The sequence below is a fragment of the Flavitalea antarctica genome (genome assembly GCF_054461535.1).
On sequence record NZ_JBTLQG010000019.1, the window covers coordinates 16,627 to 33,643 of the forward strand.

Consider the following 17,017-nt stretch of genomic DNA (forward strand, 5'->3'; position numbering starts at 1 on the left):
AATTTTTTCTTCCTCTCTATACTTTTACATTTGCTGCCCGTTAAAATAAGCCGTGCTCACCGGGAATCTGGATTGTAAATTGTAACATAGAAACCATGGATCAGAAGTATTTCAACAAGATTTCAGAGAAGCTCAACTTTTCGTTGAAGCAGATTAATAATATATACGAGCTGCATAATGAGGGGTCGACCATTCCATTTATGGCGCGGTATCGTAAAGAGGCAACCGGTAATATGGACGAGGTACAGATCAACGATGTTGTTGAACAGGTGAAGTATTTCAATGAGCTGGATAAAAGAAAAGAAACTGTTCTCAAAACCATCGAGGGTCTTGGTAAACTGACTCCAGAACTAAAGCAACGTATAGAAGACTCATACGATTCAACTGAACTTGAAGATATATATCTGCCATTCAAACCAAAAAGAAAAACAAAAGCAACGGTTGCGATAGAAAAGGGACTTGAACCATTGGCAAAACTCATCTTTGAACAGGGAGCAGAGGATCCCGCTACGGAATCGGTAAAGTTTATTACTGACCAGGTTAAGGATTCCAAAGAAGCTTTGCAGGGTGCAAGAGATATTATTGCAGAATGGATTTCGGAACATGAGCAGGCACGTAACAAAGTGCGGCAGTTATTTACCGAAGAAGCGAAGTTTTCTTCACGGGTGTTAAGTTCAAAAAAGGACGATCCTGAGGCCCAGAAATATCGTGATTATTTTGAGTTCAGCGAGAACCTCGCAGATAGTCCCTCACATCGGGTGCTTGCCATCCGTCGGGGTGAGAAAGAAGGTTTCCTGATCATGGACATTAATATCGATAAGCAGCATGCCGTTGAATCATTGGAAAGGATCCTGGTCAAAGCTTCGAATCCTAATGCCTCGGAAGTTAAAAAAGCGATAGATGATAGTTATGATCGCTTGTTGAAACCATCGATTGAAAATGAGTTCAGATTGCTCAGCAAAAACAAAGCAGATGAGGATGCGATAAAAGTATTTGCCGAAAATCTCCGCCAGTTGTTACTAGCTTCACCGCTTGGTGCGAAGAGAGTATTGGCGCTGGATCCCGGCTTCAGAACGGGATGTAAGGTCGTTTGTCTCGATGAACATGGAACGTTTTTAAACTATACTACTATATTTCCGCACGAACCTCAACGCGAGGTGTCAAAAAGCACAGCTGAACTAAAACGGCTGGTAGATACTTATAAGATCGAGGCGATCGGTATTGGTAATGGTACTGCTGGTCGTGAATCAGAGCAACTGATCCGTAGTATTGATTTCGGTAAGCCCGTTTCTGTTTTTATGGTGAACGAAAGTGGTGCTTCCATCTATTCTGCTTCCGAAGTTGCGCGTGAAGAGTTTCCCGACCAGGATGTTACAGTCCGTGGAGCTGTGAGCATTGGACGTCGGTTGCTTGATCCGCTCAGTGAACTTGTAAAAATCGATGCCAAATCAATAGGCGTCGGCCAATACCAGCATGATGTGAATCAAACAAAACTGAAAGATGAACTGGATCGTATTGTTGAAAGCTGTGTGAACCATGTGGGTGTTGATCTGAACACTGCCAGCAAACATCTGTTAGCGTATGTTTCCGGGCTCAGCTCAACCGTGGCAAAGAATATTGTTGAATACCGGGCGAAAAATGGCGGGTTCAAATCCCGGGATGAACTAAAGAAAGTGGCTATGCTGGGCCCCAAGGCATATGAGCAGTGTGCCGGGTTTTTACGTATCCGCGATGCGGTGAACCCGCTCGACAACAGTGCTGTTCACCCGGAGGCTTATCCTGTGGTGAAGGCAATGGCCGCGGATCTCAATTGTGATATTAAGGACCTGATCCAGAAGCCGGAACTCCGTAAGCAGCTTAACCGTAAGAAATACATTACTGAAACAGTTGGTGAACTCACTATCAATGATATCTTCAAAGAACTTGAAAAGCCCGGTCGTGATCCGCGCGAACACATTGAAGAGTTTCGTTTTGATGATAGTGTAAAAACCATGGATGATCTGAAGCCGGGTATGAAGCTTCCCGGCATTGTAACCAATATCACCAACTTCGGAGCCTTTGTTGATATTGGTGTAAAGCAGGATGGTCTTGTTCACATCTCTCAACTGAGTAACACGTTTGTTTCGGATCCGAACCAGGTGGTTAAATTGCAACAGCGGGTGATGGTAACCGTTACAGAGGTTGATGCTTCACGTAAGCGGATCGCTCTAACAATGAAAGAGGCATCTTCCCCGGCACAGGGCGGTAGTGATCGTCGCCCACCTGCTGCCAAACCACAAGGAACTGCTAACCCGGGAGCAAAGCCCGCGCCAGCCGCACCATTAAATCCATTCCAGGCCAAGTTGGCGGAATTGAAAAAGAAGATGGATAAATAACAAATAACTGAAGTCTCCTGAGACCTGGCTGAATTTACGCTCAGCCAGGTTTTGGAAATAAGTGTATTGTTGTTTACGGGAATTCGCGAGGCGTGGAACTTACCAACGCAGTTTATTCCTGCTGTTTGTAGATTATTATTTCAACTCGCCTGTTCTTATTGTCATCGGCATACTTTCGTGAAATACCTAAACCACGTGATTCTGTCAGGTATTTTACAAGTGGGAATTCGGTTATAAGGAGGTTCGCCACCGCCGCGGCACGTTGTGCGGACAAGGTATCGTTGTAACCAGGGCTGCCTTTGGCGTCGGTAAAACCTTCAACGAGTATCTTTGAAATTCTTCCGTTAATAATAGGTTGGATCTGTTGGACCAGTAGCGGGCGGTCTACCAGTTCGTAGCTATCAAATGCGAAAGCGATATCCGGTATCACCAATGTATCCACCAGGGTATTTATTTTTTTCCGCGGAGACATATTTTCAACGGCCATGATGGCATGCCTGTTTGCAAGTTCATAGAGACCACGATGCCTGTCACGGATATTGTAAAGTGAATCTTTTATTCCGGTGCTAATAATATCCGGATCCGCAGAAGTTAACGTTCCATTTTTGGCTACCGGCACCAGCGAAAGATTGTCGATATTGGTAACGATGTAGCCTTTTTTGTTTTTTCTTTCCTTAAGGATCTGGGCATTTGATTTCTGGCTGAAATTACCAATTACCAGTACTTGCATCGTGTCTGCGAATGAACAGATTTTCGACACACGGAACCAGCCATTTGGTAATTTTTTTACCTGGGCGTCTGCCAGGCTGATATATTCCTGTGGAAGTTTATAATCTGAATAAACCGCAAAGTACATTTTTTCCGAAAGCGCAATCCCGATATCATTCAAATCGGGGCTGCCACTTTCTGCGGAAACATCCAATTCCACCAGGTAATCCCGCTTTGGAATCACCCGCCGCGCCAGTACTGTCTGCCAGAATGATCGGGTGTTATCTTTATTTTGCGCTGAGAAAAGCTGTATCGCGTAGGGACTGCTGTTGATCTTAGGTTTATATCCCCAGCCCGGACCGGTTGCATAGACATAAAACCATCCGGCCGGAGCACATTTCGCCTCATATTCAGTGCAGACGTTTGGCTCGTCAAAACTGCCGTTGATCACAAGACTCTGGCCCCTGGCTGGGGGTGGACTCACCCAGCCAATAATCCATAAGACAGCAACTAATCTGAAGCCAATCATTGATAAAAATACACATCACAAGTTAAGCATTTCACTCCCAATCCCGGTTCTGTCCGTTTGATTTTCTGCCTCCAAACTAATCATATCGCTCTGTCAGCGATTCGTTGTAATTTTCGCCGGACAAAAAATAAACAAATGAGTTACACGCCAGCAATGAATCGGTATGATAAAATGAAATTTAATCGCTGCGGTACCAGTGGTTTGATGTTACCGGCCATGTCTTTAGGCTTGTGGCATAACTTCGGGGCAATCGATGACTTTGAAAATGCCAGGAACATCCTTCGGACAGCATTTGATAACGGGATAACGCATTTTGACCTGGCTAATAACTATGGTCCGCCGGGAGGGTCTGCAGAGTCGACCTTCGGGCGCATCCTAAAGGAAGATTTCAGGGATCTGAGGGATGAACTCATTATATCGACCAAAGCCGGCTGGAAAATGTGGGATGGCCCTTATGGAGACTGGGGCTCAAAAAAATACCTGGTGGCGAGCCTTGATCAGAGCCTCAGAAGGTTGGGACTTGACTATGTTGATATCTACTACCATCACCGCCCCGATCCGGGAACACCCATGGAAGAAACAATGAACGCCCTCGACCTGATCGTACGACAGGGTAAGGCTTTATATGTTGGCATCTCCAGCTATAGCCCCCCGGAAACAGAAAAGGCGTGTGCAATCTTAAAAAGTTTAGGGACTCCCTGCCTTATTCATCAACCAAAATATTCGATGTTCGAAAGAACAATTGAAAATGGCCTGCTCGACGTGATTGAAAAAAACGGCCTGGGTTGCATTCCTTTCTCGCCACTCGCCCAGGGTTTGTTGACCAATAAGTATCTGCAGGGCATCCCCGAAGGGTCAAGGGCAGCTTCTCATCGTGGCAATGGGGCCATCGAAGAAGATGCAATTACGGAGGATAAGATTGCAAAGGTTAAACTGCTAAATGAACTTGCAGCAAAAAGAGGACAAAACCTTGCGCAGATGGCGCTTTCATGGGTGCTGAGAGACAAACGGATAACTACCGTTTTGATTGGCGCGAGCAAACCGGCACAGGTAACTGACTCCCTGCAATGCCTCTATAGTACAACCTTTTCAGCATCGGAACTCAGGGAGATTGACCATATCCTGGCCGGTAGAAAGGACTATGCGGTATAGCGCCGGGCAGATGACTTGTAGGATGTTTTTACTGATGAGAAAAAATTGAATGCCGATGGTAGATCTTGAAAATCTGTTCAGGGACAAGACCATAAACTCAAAAGCAAAAACAGCCAAACTTGGCGGTTGGATAGCTGAAAGAAAAATAACTGTAAACGAACTTTTGGAATTTGCGCAGGATGCAAAAGATCCGGTCAAAGCAACCTGCATCGAAGCTTTGGAATTGGCAACAAAGCAAAACCGGGCAGTTGCCACCAGGGAGCTATTTAATTTCGTTACAGTTACTTTGAAAGACAAGGCGCCGAGGGTGAAATGGGAAAGCGCAAAGGTGATCGGAAATATTGCCTCTCTCTATCCGAAAGAGTTGGACAAAGCAATAGCTAACCTGCTTGTAAATACTTCTCACGAAGGGACTGTAGTGCGTTGGAGTACGGCATTAGCACTTGGTGAAATCCTAAAATTGAAAACAAAGCATAACACGAAATTAGTTCCTGCTATAGAAAACATTGTCGCAAACGAAGAACAAAACAGTATCAAAAAAATTTATCTTGACGCGTTAAAGAAATCGTCAAAGTAAATTGCTGAATGAAAGGCAATTGGTGAAGAAAAGAAACGTATTACCAGCCATATGTTATAAATAACTAAGCATCCATTTTTCACGATGGCTGGTTTTATATGCATCATATTTTTTGCATAAAGGATACAAAGCAATAACTACCAGCGCCCAAACCAGGTAAACGATACCGAGGCCATACCCTTCCCCGGGGGCAACAAACATGAAAGGAAAATTCCTGCCGACATTGGTTGCATCCTCGAAGGAATGCCCCCTTGCAAAAAACAAAATTGCGGCAAGCAAATGGATAAGATAAATATGGAGGATATAATAGAAAAAAGCAGTTCTTCCGAAAACAACCATCGCTTTTGTAAACCAGTTCCTGACATGCTCCAGGAAAGGCAATATCAACAAAGCCGGTCCCAGGGTGACACATAAATACAAAAGAGACGGCGGGTACTTATTGAGTTTGATAAATGAAAAGAAAGTGTACAGTGTATTTTTTTGTTCCGTCCATCTAGCCGGGTCACCATAGATGTTTAAGAAACGTAACACAACAAATAACAGGAGGGTTCCCAGGCCCAGGCCCACCAGGATCTTTTGCCTCTGCTGCATGCTGAATTCAGGTCCATATAATTTTCCGAGGCAATAGCCCAGCATCATTACACCAGTCCAGGGGGGAAAGGGGTAGACAAGCATAGCTACATGATCAGGAGCATATTCATACGTGGTAAAATGACCATGATGAAAAAGATCCCACCAAAAATTTGACTTGAAGCCCGGGGCAGATTCGGGAATGTCCAGGAGATTGTGACCCAAAACAAGTATTGCGCCTATTACCAGTATGCCATAGTAGGGCAGGCGGATCAGCACAAGTAAACCTAAGATAACCATACTTATCCCGATTGCCCATATAACCTGCAAAGGAATGATGTTCATGGCCGGATTAAATGTCCATCCGAATGCAATGATCACGATTTCTGCGACAATCAGCCACGCCCCCCGCTTTAGTAGAAAGACGCCGAGTTCCCTCCTCGTTTTACGAAGGCTCTGCAGGTAAACGGAAGTGCCTGAAAGAAAAATAAATATCGGAGCGCAGAAATGAGTTATCCACCTGGTAAAATAAAGCATCGGGGTAGTAGTCGCAAGATTCAGAGGATCGTCAGTATTCGCGCCGATATGGAAATAGTCTCTTACATGGTCAAGGGCCATGATCACCATGACTATGCCTCTTAAAATATCAATGGATTCAATTCTTTTCTGAGAAAGTGCAGTCGCCGGGGTTGCGACAGTTTTCTCCTCGAAAACTGCTGTCGATTGCATAATGGTAGTTTGTAAGGGGTATAATTTCCGTGTTCGTAAAATGTATCTGTTTTTTAAAAGTAGGAATTATTTTTGTAAGGTTTTGTCACCGGATTTAGTGATAAATGTTGGCGAGACGGGAAGATAATATTCGGGGATGCGAAAAAGCATAATACTTAAATTTGCATCAAGCCTTATTTATTATGACTTATTTCCGGCATTTTATCAACCTGGACCTCTCAACAACGACACCTCTTCCCACTGAGATGATTTTCAGTTTTCGTAAGCTGTTCAGATGGTGGGAACAACAGGCGCAAAGCGACGACGATATCTCAGCGTCAAAGGCCAGGAAGGTGATCACGGAAATAACAAAATTTCCCGACTTACTCGGGCCGCTTAAAGATAGTGATCTGGAAAAATATCAGCCGCAAATAGAAATGTTGTTGTCACCGTTTTTTCCGGAAATCTCATCAAAGTTTGATTTCAAGGCTGCGGGCATTCCCTTTAAGACAATGTTTTTCAATCCAACCAAAAGATTTGAAAACCTCCTGGACGCCGCAGAAGGCGATGTAAGCATACCGATGAAAGATAAGAGTATGATGTATGTCTTCGCCTGTATGGTGGTGCTTGATGGGTATTATCGTGCCGGAATAAATTTTATGCATGATCTCCATTTTGATTTTCATGATAAAAAAGCGGGTGTAACGCGCAGGTTCCTCTCCAAAATTAACGCAGAGTTTGTAGACATACTTCCAAATGAGAACACACAAAATCTGACCAAAGAAGATATCCACGACCTGCTTGATCACTTTGAAGATGTAGAGTATTGGAAAAAAAAGATTCCCCCCGGAAGTTTCCGCTTTGAAGGATTCACCATCGTCTCACTTTTTGATGTTACCCACGCCGAATCCAGGTCGGCCCTTAAATATGACCTTCTTAATAAGGATGCTTTTGTTGATCCCGTTATCGTTAACCGGATAGAAAAAAACTTTGCAGCACTTCTGAATCTTCCAAATGTCCATGCAGGGTTCATGTTGTATAACAAAAGCCGGCACCTACTTCGATTAATTGGATCAACTGTTTCCGGTAATAGCTCGTTGATGGGGCAAGCGAAAAGGAAACCTGCTGCGGTTTTCAATAAGCCTGCAATACACTGCATATTTGAAAACAGGAAGCCATATATCCAGTCGGTTGTAACACCAGATGATAAGGATTTCTTCACTAAAGGACTTCTGGAAAAAAATATCCGGAGCTATATTGCATTGCCTTTGTTTTATGACGAAGAGCTGATTGGAATACTTGAGCTTGGGGCGCATCAACCGAATATGTTGAACGCAATGACGATGTTCACGCTGGAAGAAATAATCCTGCTTCTCTCTACTGCAATGAACAGGCTCCAGAATGAACAACAAAATGAGGTGGAAGCTATCATCCGGCAGAAATGTACCGCTATTCATCCTACGGTAGCCTGGCGATTCACCGAAGCTGCGGAAAGGTTACTGGAATCAGCCAGATCAGGAATGGCGGGCCTGGCGGGATCACTCGAGGATATTGTATTCAACGACGTTTATCCCTTATATGGCCAGGCAGATATACAGGATTCATCTTTGGCACGTAACGGTGCCATCCAGGCCGATATGATTGAGCAATTGTCGCTGGCAAAAGACATTCTGGATCTTGCAGCGTCAAAGTTTTCATTGCCGGTTTATAAAGATCTGCAGTTTAGAACAGAAAGCTACATACGTCAGTTACAACAGCAACTGTCGGCGGGAGATGAAAACAGGATCCTGGAGTTTTTCCGTGAACAGCTTGAACCCGTGTTTAGCTTTTTTCATACGATGGGTGCTGTTATGCACGATGTACTTACGGCTTATGAAAACCGGCTTGACCCTGAACTCGGTGTAGTCTATGACAAGCGAAAAGAATACGAGCGTTGTGTGAAAGTGGTTAATGATACCATTGGCCACTACCTCGACAGGGCCCAACTTGCGGCACAGGAAATGTTCCCGCATTACCTGGAAAAATACAAAACGGATGGTGTTGAACATAACCTCTATATCGGGCAATCGATGGTTGAGACCCGTGACTTTCATCCGTTGTATCTTCAGAACCTTCGCCTTTGGCAATTGTTGGTTTGTTGCGAGATCGAAAATGAAGTTTATAATCTCCCCGCCCAGGATAAAAATGGGCTGCGTATTTGCTCACTTATACTTGTGCACGCAAATCCTGTTAATATTCGTTTCAGGATGGATGAAAAAAAGTTCGATGTAGATGGTGCTTACAATATCAGGTATGAGATATTGAAAAAGCGGATTGATAAGGCGTATGTCAAAGGGACCAATGAGAGGCTGACCCAGCCAGGAAAACTCGCTATCGTTTATTCGCAGGACAAGGAAGCCCGGGAGTATCTCAACTATCTACAGTACCTGCAGTCCGTGGATTATATCAGTTCAAATATCGAGCGACTTGAATTAAAAGATTTACAAGGTATCACGGGTTTGAAGGCCCTGCGCGCCGAACTTATTTATAACCCTAATTTCGAGGGCATCCAGCAAAGCAAGACTTTACAAATGTCTTTTGGCTAACCCGTGCTGCTATTTCCATTGTAACAGCTGTGCTAAACCGGATCCTCCGCTTTGCGGGCGTACAACTGCTGTAACGTTTGCGGACACTTGTAATTACTGTCATTGTCTATTTACTTAAATCTTAAGGCTTTGGGCAAATGGCATAGCTGTTGTTGCTGATCCGTATCACTCCTGCCGACCATTCAAAAAAAAACCAATGCTGCAAAATCACTTCAAATATGCTCTCAGAAACATCATCCGGAACAGGATCTATTCTGTTATCAATATAGCCGGCCTGTCCCTGAGCCTGGTTGCCGTACTATTGATGGCGCTGTATATCCGGGACGAATTAAGTTTTGATCGCTTCCATGCAAATGTGGATAATATATACCGGGTCGTCGATGACAAGGAAACGCCCGGAGTTACCATCAGAAGTGCCCAATCTGCTGCCCCGGTAGCCCCTGCGCTCAAGTCGGAATACCCCGAAGTGCTGGAAGCAGTCAGGCTGATTAATACAGAAGCGCTTGTTAAGTCCGGGGATCGCCTGTTTACCGAGAGAAATATTTTTTATGCAGATGAAAGCCTGTTCAGGGTCTTTAGTTTCAACCTCCAGGTCGGTGATGCTGACCTTGCACTTAAAGATCCTTCTACCGTGGTCATGACCAGGCAGATGTCAGAAAAATACTTTGGCAAGGAACCTCCTTTTGGCAAAACCATCACCATGGATGGTCAGACGCTTAAGGTGAGCGGCGTTGTGGAGAATGTGCCCGTAAACTCTCACATCAACTTTGATTTCCTGGTGTCTATGTCAACTGCACAGGCAAAGGGATCAGGATATGACTGGTTGTTCGAAAACTGGTACTCCAATAATTTTCATACCTATATCAAGGTAACTCCTGGTTTTGATATCTCAAGGCTGGCGGCAGATATGGCGGCATTTGATCAGCGGCACCAGGAAGCAGGCGGAACAACTAAACATCATTATGCATTTGAGAAACTTGCCGAAATTTATCTTCATTCAGATCGCGAAGATCAGATCGGCAAAACAGGCAATGCTTCCAACCTGTTTGTGTTTTCAGCCGTCGCGGTTTTTTTGCTGGTCATCGCCTGTATTAATTTTATTAATCTGTCAACTGCACGTTTCGCAACACGGGCTAAGGAGGTGGGTATCAAAAAAGTGGCAGGTGCCGGAAGAGGTCAGTTAATGAGACAGTTTTTCACTGAATCATTTATCCTCACAGCTATCTCAATGCTCATTGCAGTAGTGATAGCCGCAACGACATTGCCATATTTCAATCAATTCACAGGTAAACAGGTATTCATCAATTTATCTGAACCTGTTCAACTGGTATCCCTGACTTTATTATTGATCTTCATTGGGTTTCTTTCCGGCACTTATCCGGCGTTTGTATTAAGCAGTTATAAACCCGTAGCAAGTCTGAAAGGTAAAGTCAGCACCTCCCCCTGGAACATAAATTTCCGGAAGGGCCTCGTGATTTTTCAGTTTGCTACATCAACGGTTTTGATAATCTGTACAATCATTGTGTACAAGCAGATGCAATACATGCAGCATAGGGAACTTGGTTTCAAAGCCGGCCAGACGATGGTTATTAATTTCGAGGGGGATGGAAATGTGCGTCGCAGGATGGGAGCTATAAAATCATCGATTGCTGCAATCCCTGGTATCGAAAGTGTAACAGCTTCGTCGAACGTGCCGGGTGACGGAAAGCAGGGAAACTGGTCGATGGATTTTGTAAAAGCCAATGGTGATACACTCAGAACGGAACTCCCCATTTATCTCGTCGACTTTGATTTTCTCAAACAATTCAAAATACCTGTCGTTACCGGCCGGGGCTTTTCCATCGATTTCACTGCCGACACAGTTGAGTCAATGCTTATCAATGAAACTGCAGTGAGAAAGCTTGGCTTCGCGCGGGCTGAAGATGCGTTGGGTGTCAGGGTGCGCATGTATCCAAACGATGCAAACATTGTCGGAATAATAAAGGATTTTCATTTCGAGGGCTTGCAGAAGCCTGTCACACCACTGGCAATGCGTGTCCGGGGTGCCAACTACAGATTGTTATCTCTTAAGATGAACACCAGTGACATAAAAACTACTATTGCGGCTGTATCCGGCAAATGGCAACAACTGGTGCCTGAACGGCCATTGGAGTTTAGCTTTTTGAATGAAGCATTCACGCGTCAGTACGAAGCAGAGACCAGGTTTGGAAAAGTCTTTGCCTTTTTTGCCGCGATTGCAATATTGATAGCTTGCCTCGGCTTATTTGCCCTTGCTTTGTTCAGCGTTCAACAAAGAACAAAGGAGATTGGTATCAGGAAGGTTCTTGGTGCTGGTATAGCAGATATTACCCTAAAGCTGGGCAAACAGTTTATATGGCTAGTTTTTATTGGCATACTGATAGCTTCACCTGTTGCCTGGTTCCTGATGACAGGATGGTTGGAAAAGTTTGCCTTCCGCACGGAGCCTGGATTGATCGTCTTTCTTTCCGCAGGTGCGGCTGCGATGGTCATCTCACTATTAACAATAAGCTATCACACCATCAGTGCCGCTATTGCCAGCCCGGCAAAAAGCCTGAGATCTGAATAAATCCTGATTGCGCATCGTCTTTGCCTGGAGGTGACTCAAATGCACGGTCCAGGTTTGCTCTGTCCTTCAGAGAAGGGCCGTTATACGCGCGGCATGAGATTAGCAGCACGTTCCATATCAGCTTTATATGCCCCTGTCTGAACCACATCCGGGGAAGTTAAGTGATGACTGACCTCATATTTATCATGTTTTAAAACCTCATTTTATGAAACAAGTGCTGACTGTATTCTGTATGTTTTTCATTATTACGCCGATGTTAAAAGCGCAGGTGGAAATCAAGCCTGCTATCGGTATGAATTTTACAGATTTTTCCAAGGACCCAAACGGAGGAGATAGCAAGGCAAAGCCAGGCTACCAGCTTGGCGGAAGTGTCGCCTTTGGAAAAAAACTTTATGTAGAACCAGGGCTGTTCTTTATGAAACAAAGTACAGAATATACATCTTCAAATTCCAACGACCCAGACGTTGAGTACAATATCAGCGGACTGCGGATTCCAATAGCAGTGGGTTATAAGTTATTGGGCGATGAAAATTCTGAATTCGGTCTGCGTGCCTTTGGCGGTCTGTCTGCTTTTATTCTCACCCACGTAAAAGATCTGGATAAAGACAAATTTAAAAGCGCAAGTTTCGGAACCTTTCTTGGTGCAGGTGTTGATGTGTCCTTTGTATTTATTGAACTGCAGTACCAATGGTCGTTGACAAATGTGCAGGAGGAAGACATTAACTCGATCGATGTCGGAAAGTCCCGCTCCCTTTTTATCAATGCTGGTGTTCGGTTTAAATTATAAGCGTTCCGGGAACAATGCTGGGCAGTTGATAAAGCAGCCAGATACGGTAATCGGATAGCGATAGCTACTAAAGCCTCGAGCCCTGTAATCAGATCCAAAAGTTGGAACAGGTGCCTTAGATAAATATCCTTGTGCCGAAGTTCTGGTAACTATCGCGAAACGCTTTCGGTGTGGTGCTTTTTTTCTTTTTGAAGATGCGGTTGAAGTTTGAGATATTATTAAACCCTGAATGATAAGCAATTTCGGCGATAGAACGGGTAGTGTCGATCAACAGCCTTGACGCATGACCAAGCCTTATTTCATTCAGACTGTCGATAAAAGTCATCCCTGTTCTGCTTTTGAAGAAACGACTGAAAGCCGCTTCCGTCATATTTGCCAGTTTTGCCACCTCCGTCAATGTGATCTGTTTGTCGAAATTAAGCTTCACGTATTCCATTGTTTTTTCTATCCGGCGGCTGTTGTAGCTCGGCTTTTCGAAATTGTTAAAGGAGACGTCTGACAGGATCCTGATATTCCGCGAAGCCGAAAGGTCGTGCAATATAGATAGCAATTCGAGTACAGAATCGAACCCGTGTTTATGGCTCAGGGCGATCAGCCGGGGTGCAACTTTTTCGATCGTGTCACGTGAAAAGGAAATACCCCTGGTTGACTTCTCAAACATGGTCCGGATATATGTAAGCTGATTTCGGTTCAACAACTTTTCATCAAAGAGATCACGATGGAACTGAATGGTTACCTCAAAGATTTCCTTGCTCTCACATTTGTGTGTTAGCCAGGCATGTTGCAGGTTCGGTCCAACCAGTACCAACTCCAGGTTCTCAATCTCTTCCATATGATCACCAATAACGCGTTTCGCTCCTCTGCCGTTCCGGATATAGTTAAGCTCATATTCTTCATGATAATGCACCGGGAAGTCGAAACAATCCTTGACCCTCGAGAACATCGTAAAACAATCTCCTTGCGTTAGTGGCGTAATTTCTTTGAGCAGGTCATTTTTCATACAAAACCGGTTTTATAATCAGCCTGTTCATCAGCATTGGGGTAAAATAATATGCTTATTCATTCAAATCATGCACTCCCATAATAACCTCCTCATCAAACAATTAGCCGGAAACTTACGCCTTTATCTACAAAATCGTACAAGTAGCTGGTAAATTAATATCAAAAGGGTGTTGCACCACTAAATTAGTTTTCAGATCAGCCTAAAAACCAACAATTGCTTGGCTATTTTGCATTAATGATCAAACTGGCATTTATTGATATTGCTATTATCTTACTCTATCTCACAACGATGGTCAGCCTGGGCTTTTGGTTCAGGAAAAAGGCAAAAGCCAACAAAGAGAGCTACCTGCTCGGCGGTAAATCCCTTCCGTGGTACATGCTCGGGTTAAGTGACGCCAGCGACATGTTTGATATCAGTGGAACCATGTGGATGGTGGCGCTTTGCTTTGTTTATGGTATGAAAAGCATTTGGATCCCCTGGCTTTGGCCCGTATTTAACCAGGTGATCATGATGATGTTCCTGTCGAAATGGATGAGGCGGTCAAACGCCGACACTGGGGCCGCCTGGCTCGCCACACGATTCGGATCTGAAGGAAAGGGCGTGTCGGGCTCTCACAATATAGTTGTAACATTTGCATTGCTAAGCTGTTTCGGGTTCCTGGCTTATGGGTTTATCGGGCTCGGCAAGTTTATTGAAATATTCGTGCCTTATGAGAGTATAAGTGCATACCTGCCTTTTACTGTCCCTCCCGGCTACGTTGCCCATTTCTACGGCATCCTGTTTACATTATTTGCTATGTTCTATTCTATCCTCGGTGGCATGCACAGCATAGTATTGGGCGATTTTATCAAGTACATGATCATGACCGTTGCCTGCATATCCATTGGCATAATAGCCGCGATGCATCTTCATAATAATGATAATGTTTTAAATGTACCCCGGGGTTGGACAAATCCGTTTTTCGGGATCGATCTTGGTATGACGTGGGAAGGTATCAACAAAGATGCCGCAGCAAAGATTGACAAGGACAGGTTTGGGCTCTTCGGAATATTCTTTATGATGATGTTGTTCAAGGGAATTTTTGCAAGCCTTGCGGGTCCGGCTCCAAGTTATGATATGCAAAAAGTGTTGTCAACCCGATCACCAAAAGATGCTTCAAAAATGAGTGGCTTCGTTTCGATAATATTGCTGCCTGTTAGATATTCGATGATCATCGGGTTAACAGTACTCGGGTTGCTATATTATGAGCAGCTGGATATGAACACTACTAACGGAGTTGATTTTGAAAAGATCCTGCCCTCCGCAATCAACAATTTCCTACCTGCGGGTATCCTGGGAATAACGCTCACCGGGTTGCTCGGAGCATTTATGGGAACCTTTTCGGGGACACTCAATGCGGCGCAGGCCTACATAGTAAATGATGTTTATCTTAAATACATCAATCCCACTGCCTCAAACAAAAAGATTATTACGATGAATTACGCTGTTGGGGTTTTCGTCGTAATGTGTGGCGTTACACTTGGATTTTTTGCAAGAGATGTGAATTCGGTGCTGCAATGGATAGTCGGTGCGCTCTATGGCGGCTATATCGCAGCGAATATGCTTAAATGGTACTGGTGGCGATTTAATGCGAATGGTTTTTTTTATGGGATGATGAGCGGCATTATGGCAGCGCTCATTTTCCCCTACGTTTTTGATGGGCTTCCACTTTATAACTGGCCATTGCTGTTTTTAATTTCAATTGCAGGATGTTTAATTGGAACATACACGGCACCTCCTACGGATACTAAAGTCTTAAAAGATTTTTATCGCACCGTGAGGCCCTGGGGTGTTTGGAAGCCTGTTCATGATCTTGTCGTGAAAGAAGATCCGGAGTTCCGGGCCAATCCCCGGTTCAAACTTGATATGCTTAATGTCGTTTTAGGCATAGTCGCACAACTCTGCCTTACCATTTTGCCAATGTACCTGGTCTTATGGATGAAGTTGCCATTGATCATTACTGCTTTGCTGTTGACGGTAATCATCCTGATCTTAAAGCAAACATGGTGGAACAAACTGGAGAACTAGTCGCTACTATATTATTTTGCCCTGGAAGCATCGTGCTGCATCCCGCGCCATAAAACTGCTGAGGTTTCCAGCCTGTAATATTAAAGGCAATAATTTGTAAAAAAATGTTGATAATGCACCTTCAAAAATTCTCTGAACAACATGCATGATACTGAAACAATCGATACGTACGCCACAGAAGTAAAGGCGGAACTGGATTCCGTCCTGGAATTCTGGATGAAAAATATGCCGGATGAAATTTATGGTGGGTATATCGGTCGCATCAAAGGGGATAATTCCCGTGACCAAATATCTGAAAAAGGCGCTGTGCTGAACAGCCGCATCCTGTGGACTTTTTCAGCCGCTTACAATCATACAGGAGAAGGACAATATCTTGAATACGCCGACCGGGCATACCGGTATCTTGTTGAGCATTTTATAGATCCCGTTCATGGCGGGGTGTACTGGACTTTGAATCAGAAAGGAGAGCCTGCCGAAACAAAAAAACTCATCAGTGCCCAGGCTTTTGCAATCTATGGACTGTCTGAATATTTTAAATGCGATCCCCTCGTGGAGGTGCTCTCGGCTGCCGTGAATATTTTTAAGTTAATAGAACACCATGGTTTTGACAAAGCTAATGGAGGTTATGCAGAAGCATTTGACCGGGAATGGACACCGCTGGAAGATCAAAGGCTTAATGATACTGATGAGAATGAAAAAAAATCAATGAAAACCCATCTTCACCTGGTTGAGGCCTATGCAAACCTGTTCACGGTTTGGCAGGATGAAAAGTTGAAGTCAGCCCTTGTAGCGTTACTGAATAACTTTGATGAACATATCGTCAATCAGGAAACCGGGCATCTGAATTTGTTTTTTGATGAGGAATGGAATCCGAAGTCAGACATTGTGTCGTATGGCCATGATATTGAAGCTGCATGGTTATTGGTTGAAGCCGCGGGTCTAACCGGTGAAGAAGAACTTATGGAAAAGTTTCAGCAGGTTGCTGTCCGGCTCGCGGGAGCGGCCACGGAGGGACTTGATGCTGATGGTGCTTTGTGGTATGAAAAAGTCAACGGCAATATGATTCGCGAAAAACACTGGTGGCCGCAGGCTGAGGCAATGGTTGGATTTTTTAACACCTGGCAGTTGTCCAATGATGTTTCTTTTCTTGAGCGAAGTATTAATAGCTGGCGTTTTATTCAGCAGATTTTGCTCGATACGCCTGCAGGGGAATGGCACTGGGGTGTGGATGAACACAATAACCCGCTGCCAGGCAAGGATAAAGCGGGAATCTGGAAATGTCCTTATCATAATGCAAGGGCCTGTATCGAAATTTTGAACAGGATAACAACGATGGGTTTATCTGAAGATTAAGGTTGCTTCAAAACAT

General features: G+C 44.3%; 11 protein-coding genes. 8 read left to right on the forward strand and 3 right to left on the reverse strand.

The features are described from left to right. The first annotated feature begins 95 nt into the window (after positions 1-95). A complete protein-coding gene (locus ACX0G7_RS16610) occupies positions 96-2,375 on the forward strand; it encodes a Tex family protein (RefSeq protein WP_458924630.1) in 2,280 nt (759 codons plus the stop codon). A 112-nt stretch (positions 2,376-2,487) separates the two neighbouring features. Here ACX0G7_RS16610 and ACX0G7_RS16615 read toward each other — a convergent pair whose 3' ends face one another. After that, positions 2,488-3,612, reverse strand: coding sequence for an OmpA family protein (locus ACX0G7_RS16615; RefSeq protein ID WP_458924631.1), 1,125 nt, complete (start codon positions 3,610-3,612; stop codon positions 2,488-2,490). Between the two features lie 135 nt (positions 3,613-3,747). Here ACX0G7_RS16615 and mgrA point away from each other — a divergent pair, with 135 nt between their 5' ends. Then, the gene (mgrA, locus tag ACX0G7_RS16620) at positions 3,748-4,764 is read left to right on the forward strand and encodes an L-glyceraldehyde 3-phosphate reductase (RefSeq protein WP_458924632.1); all 1,017 of its coding nucleotides are present in this window, start codon (positions 3,748-3,750) and stop codon (positions 4,762-4,764) included. Between the two features lie 55 nt (positions 4,765-4,819). After that, positions 4,820-5,341, forward strand: a complete 522-nt coding sequence (locus ACX0G7_RS16625) for a HEAT repeat domain-containing protein (protein ID WP_458924633.1) — start codon at positions 4,820-4,822, stop codon at positions 5,339-5,341. A gap of 54 nt (positions 5,342-5,395) precedes the next feature. On the opposite strand, the gene ACX0G7_RS16630 is transcribed toward ACX0G7_RS16625, so the two are convergent. Further along, positions 5,396-6,640 carry a DUF1624 domain-containing protein gene (locus ACX0G7_RS16630; protein WP_458924634.1) on the reverse strand — a complete coding sequence of 415 codons (1,245 nt, stop codon included), beginning with the start codon at positions 6,638-6,640 and terminating at the stop codon, positions 5,396-5,398. Between the two features lie 182 nt (positions 6,641-6,822). Here ACX0G7_RS16630 and ACX0G7_RS16635 point away from each other — a divergent pair, with 182 nt between their 5' ends. The 3 genes from ACX0G7_RS16635 (at position 6,823) to ACX0G7_RS16645 (ending at position 12,578) form a co-directional block, all read left to right on the forward strand. Continuing rightward, entirely contained in the window at positions 6,823-9,204 is a 2,382-nt protein-coding gene (locus ACX0G7_RS16635) for a GAF domain-containing protein (protein ID WP_458924635.1), read from the forward strand. Positions 9,205-9,400: 196 nt separating this feature from the next. Continuing rightward, a complete protein-coding gene (locus tag ACX0G7_RS16640) occupies positions 9,401-11,791 on the forward strand; it encodes an ABC transporter permease (RefSeq protein ID WP_458924636.1) in 2,391 nt (796 codons plus the stop codon). Positions 11,792-11,996: 205 nt separating this feature from the next. Then, entirely contained in the window at positions 11,997-12,578 is a 582-nt protein-coding gene (locus ACX0G7_RS16645; protein WP_458924637.1) for an outer membrane beta-barrel protein, read from the forward strand. Positions 12,579-12,693: 115 nt separating this feature from the next. On the opposite strand, the gene ACX0G7_RS16650 is transcribed toward ACX0G7_RS16645, so the two are convergent. Then, positions 12,694-13,578: a helix-turn-helix transcriptional regulator gene (locus ACX0G7_RS16650; protein ID WP_458924638.1), complete on the reverse strand. Its 885-nt coding sequence runs from the start codon at positions 13,576-13,578 to the stop codon at positions 12,694-12,696. Between the two features lie 216 nt (positions 13,579-13,794). Between ACX0G7_RS16650 and ACX0G7_RS16655 the strand changes: the two genes are divergently transcribed. Further along, on the forward strand, positions 13,795-15,648 hold the full coding sequence (locus tag ACX0G7_RS16655; protein ID WP_458924639.1) for a sodium:solute symporter family protein: 1,854 nt from the start codon (positions 13,795-13,797) through the stop codon (positions 15,646-15,648). A 141-nt stretch (positions 15,649-15,789) separates the two neighbouring features. Continuing rightward, positions 15,790-17,001 carry an AGE family epimerase/isomerase gene (locus ACX0G7_RS16660; protein WP_458924640.1) on the forward strand — a complete coding sequence of 404 codons (1,212 nt, stop codon included), beginning with the start codon at positions 15,790-15,792 and terminating at the stop codon, positions 16,999-17,001. The last annotated feature ends 16 nt before the right edge of the window (positions 17,002-17,017 follow it).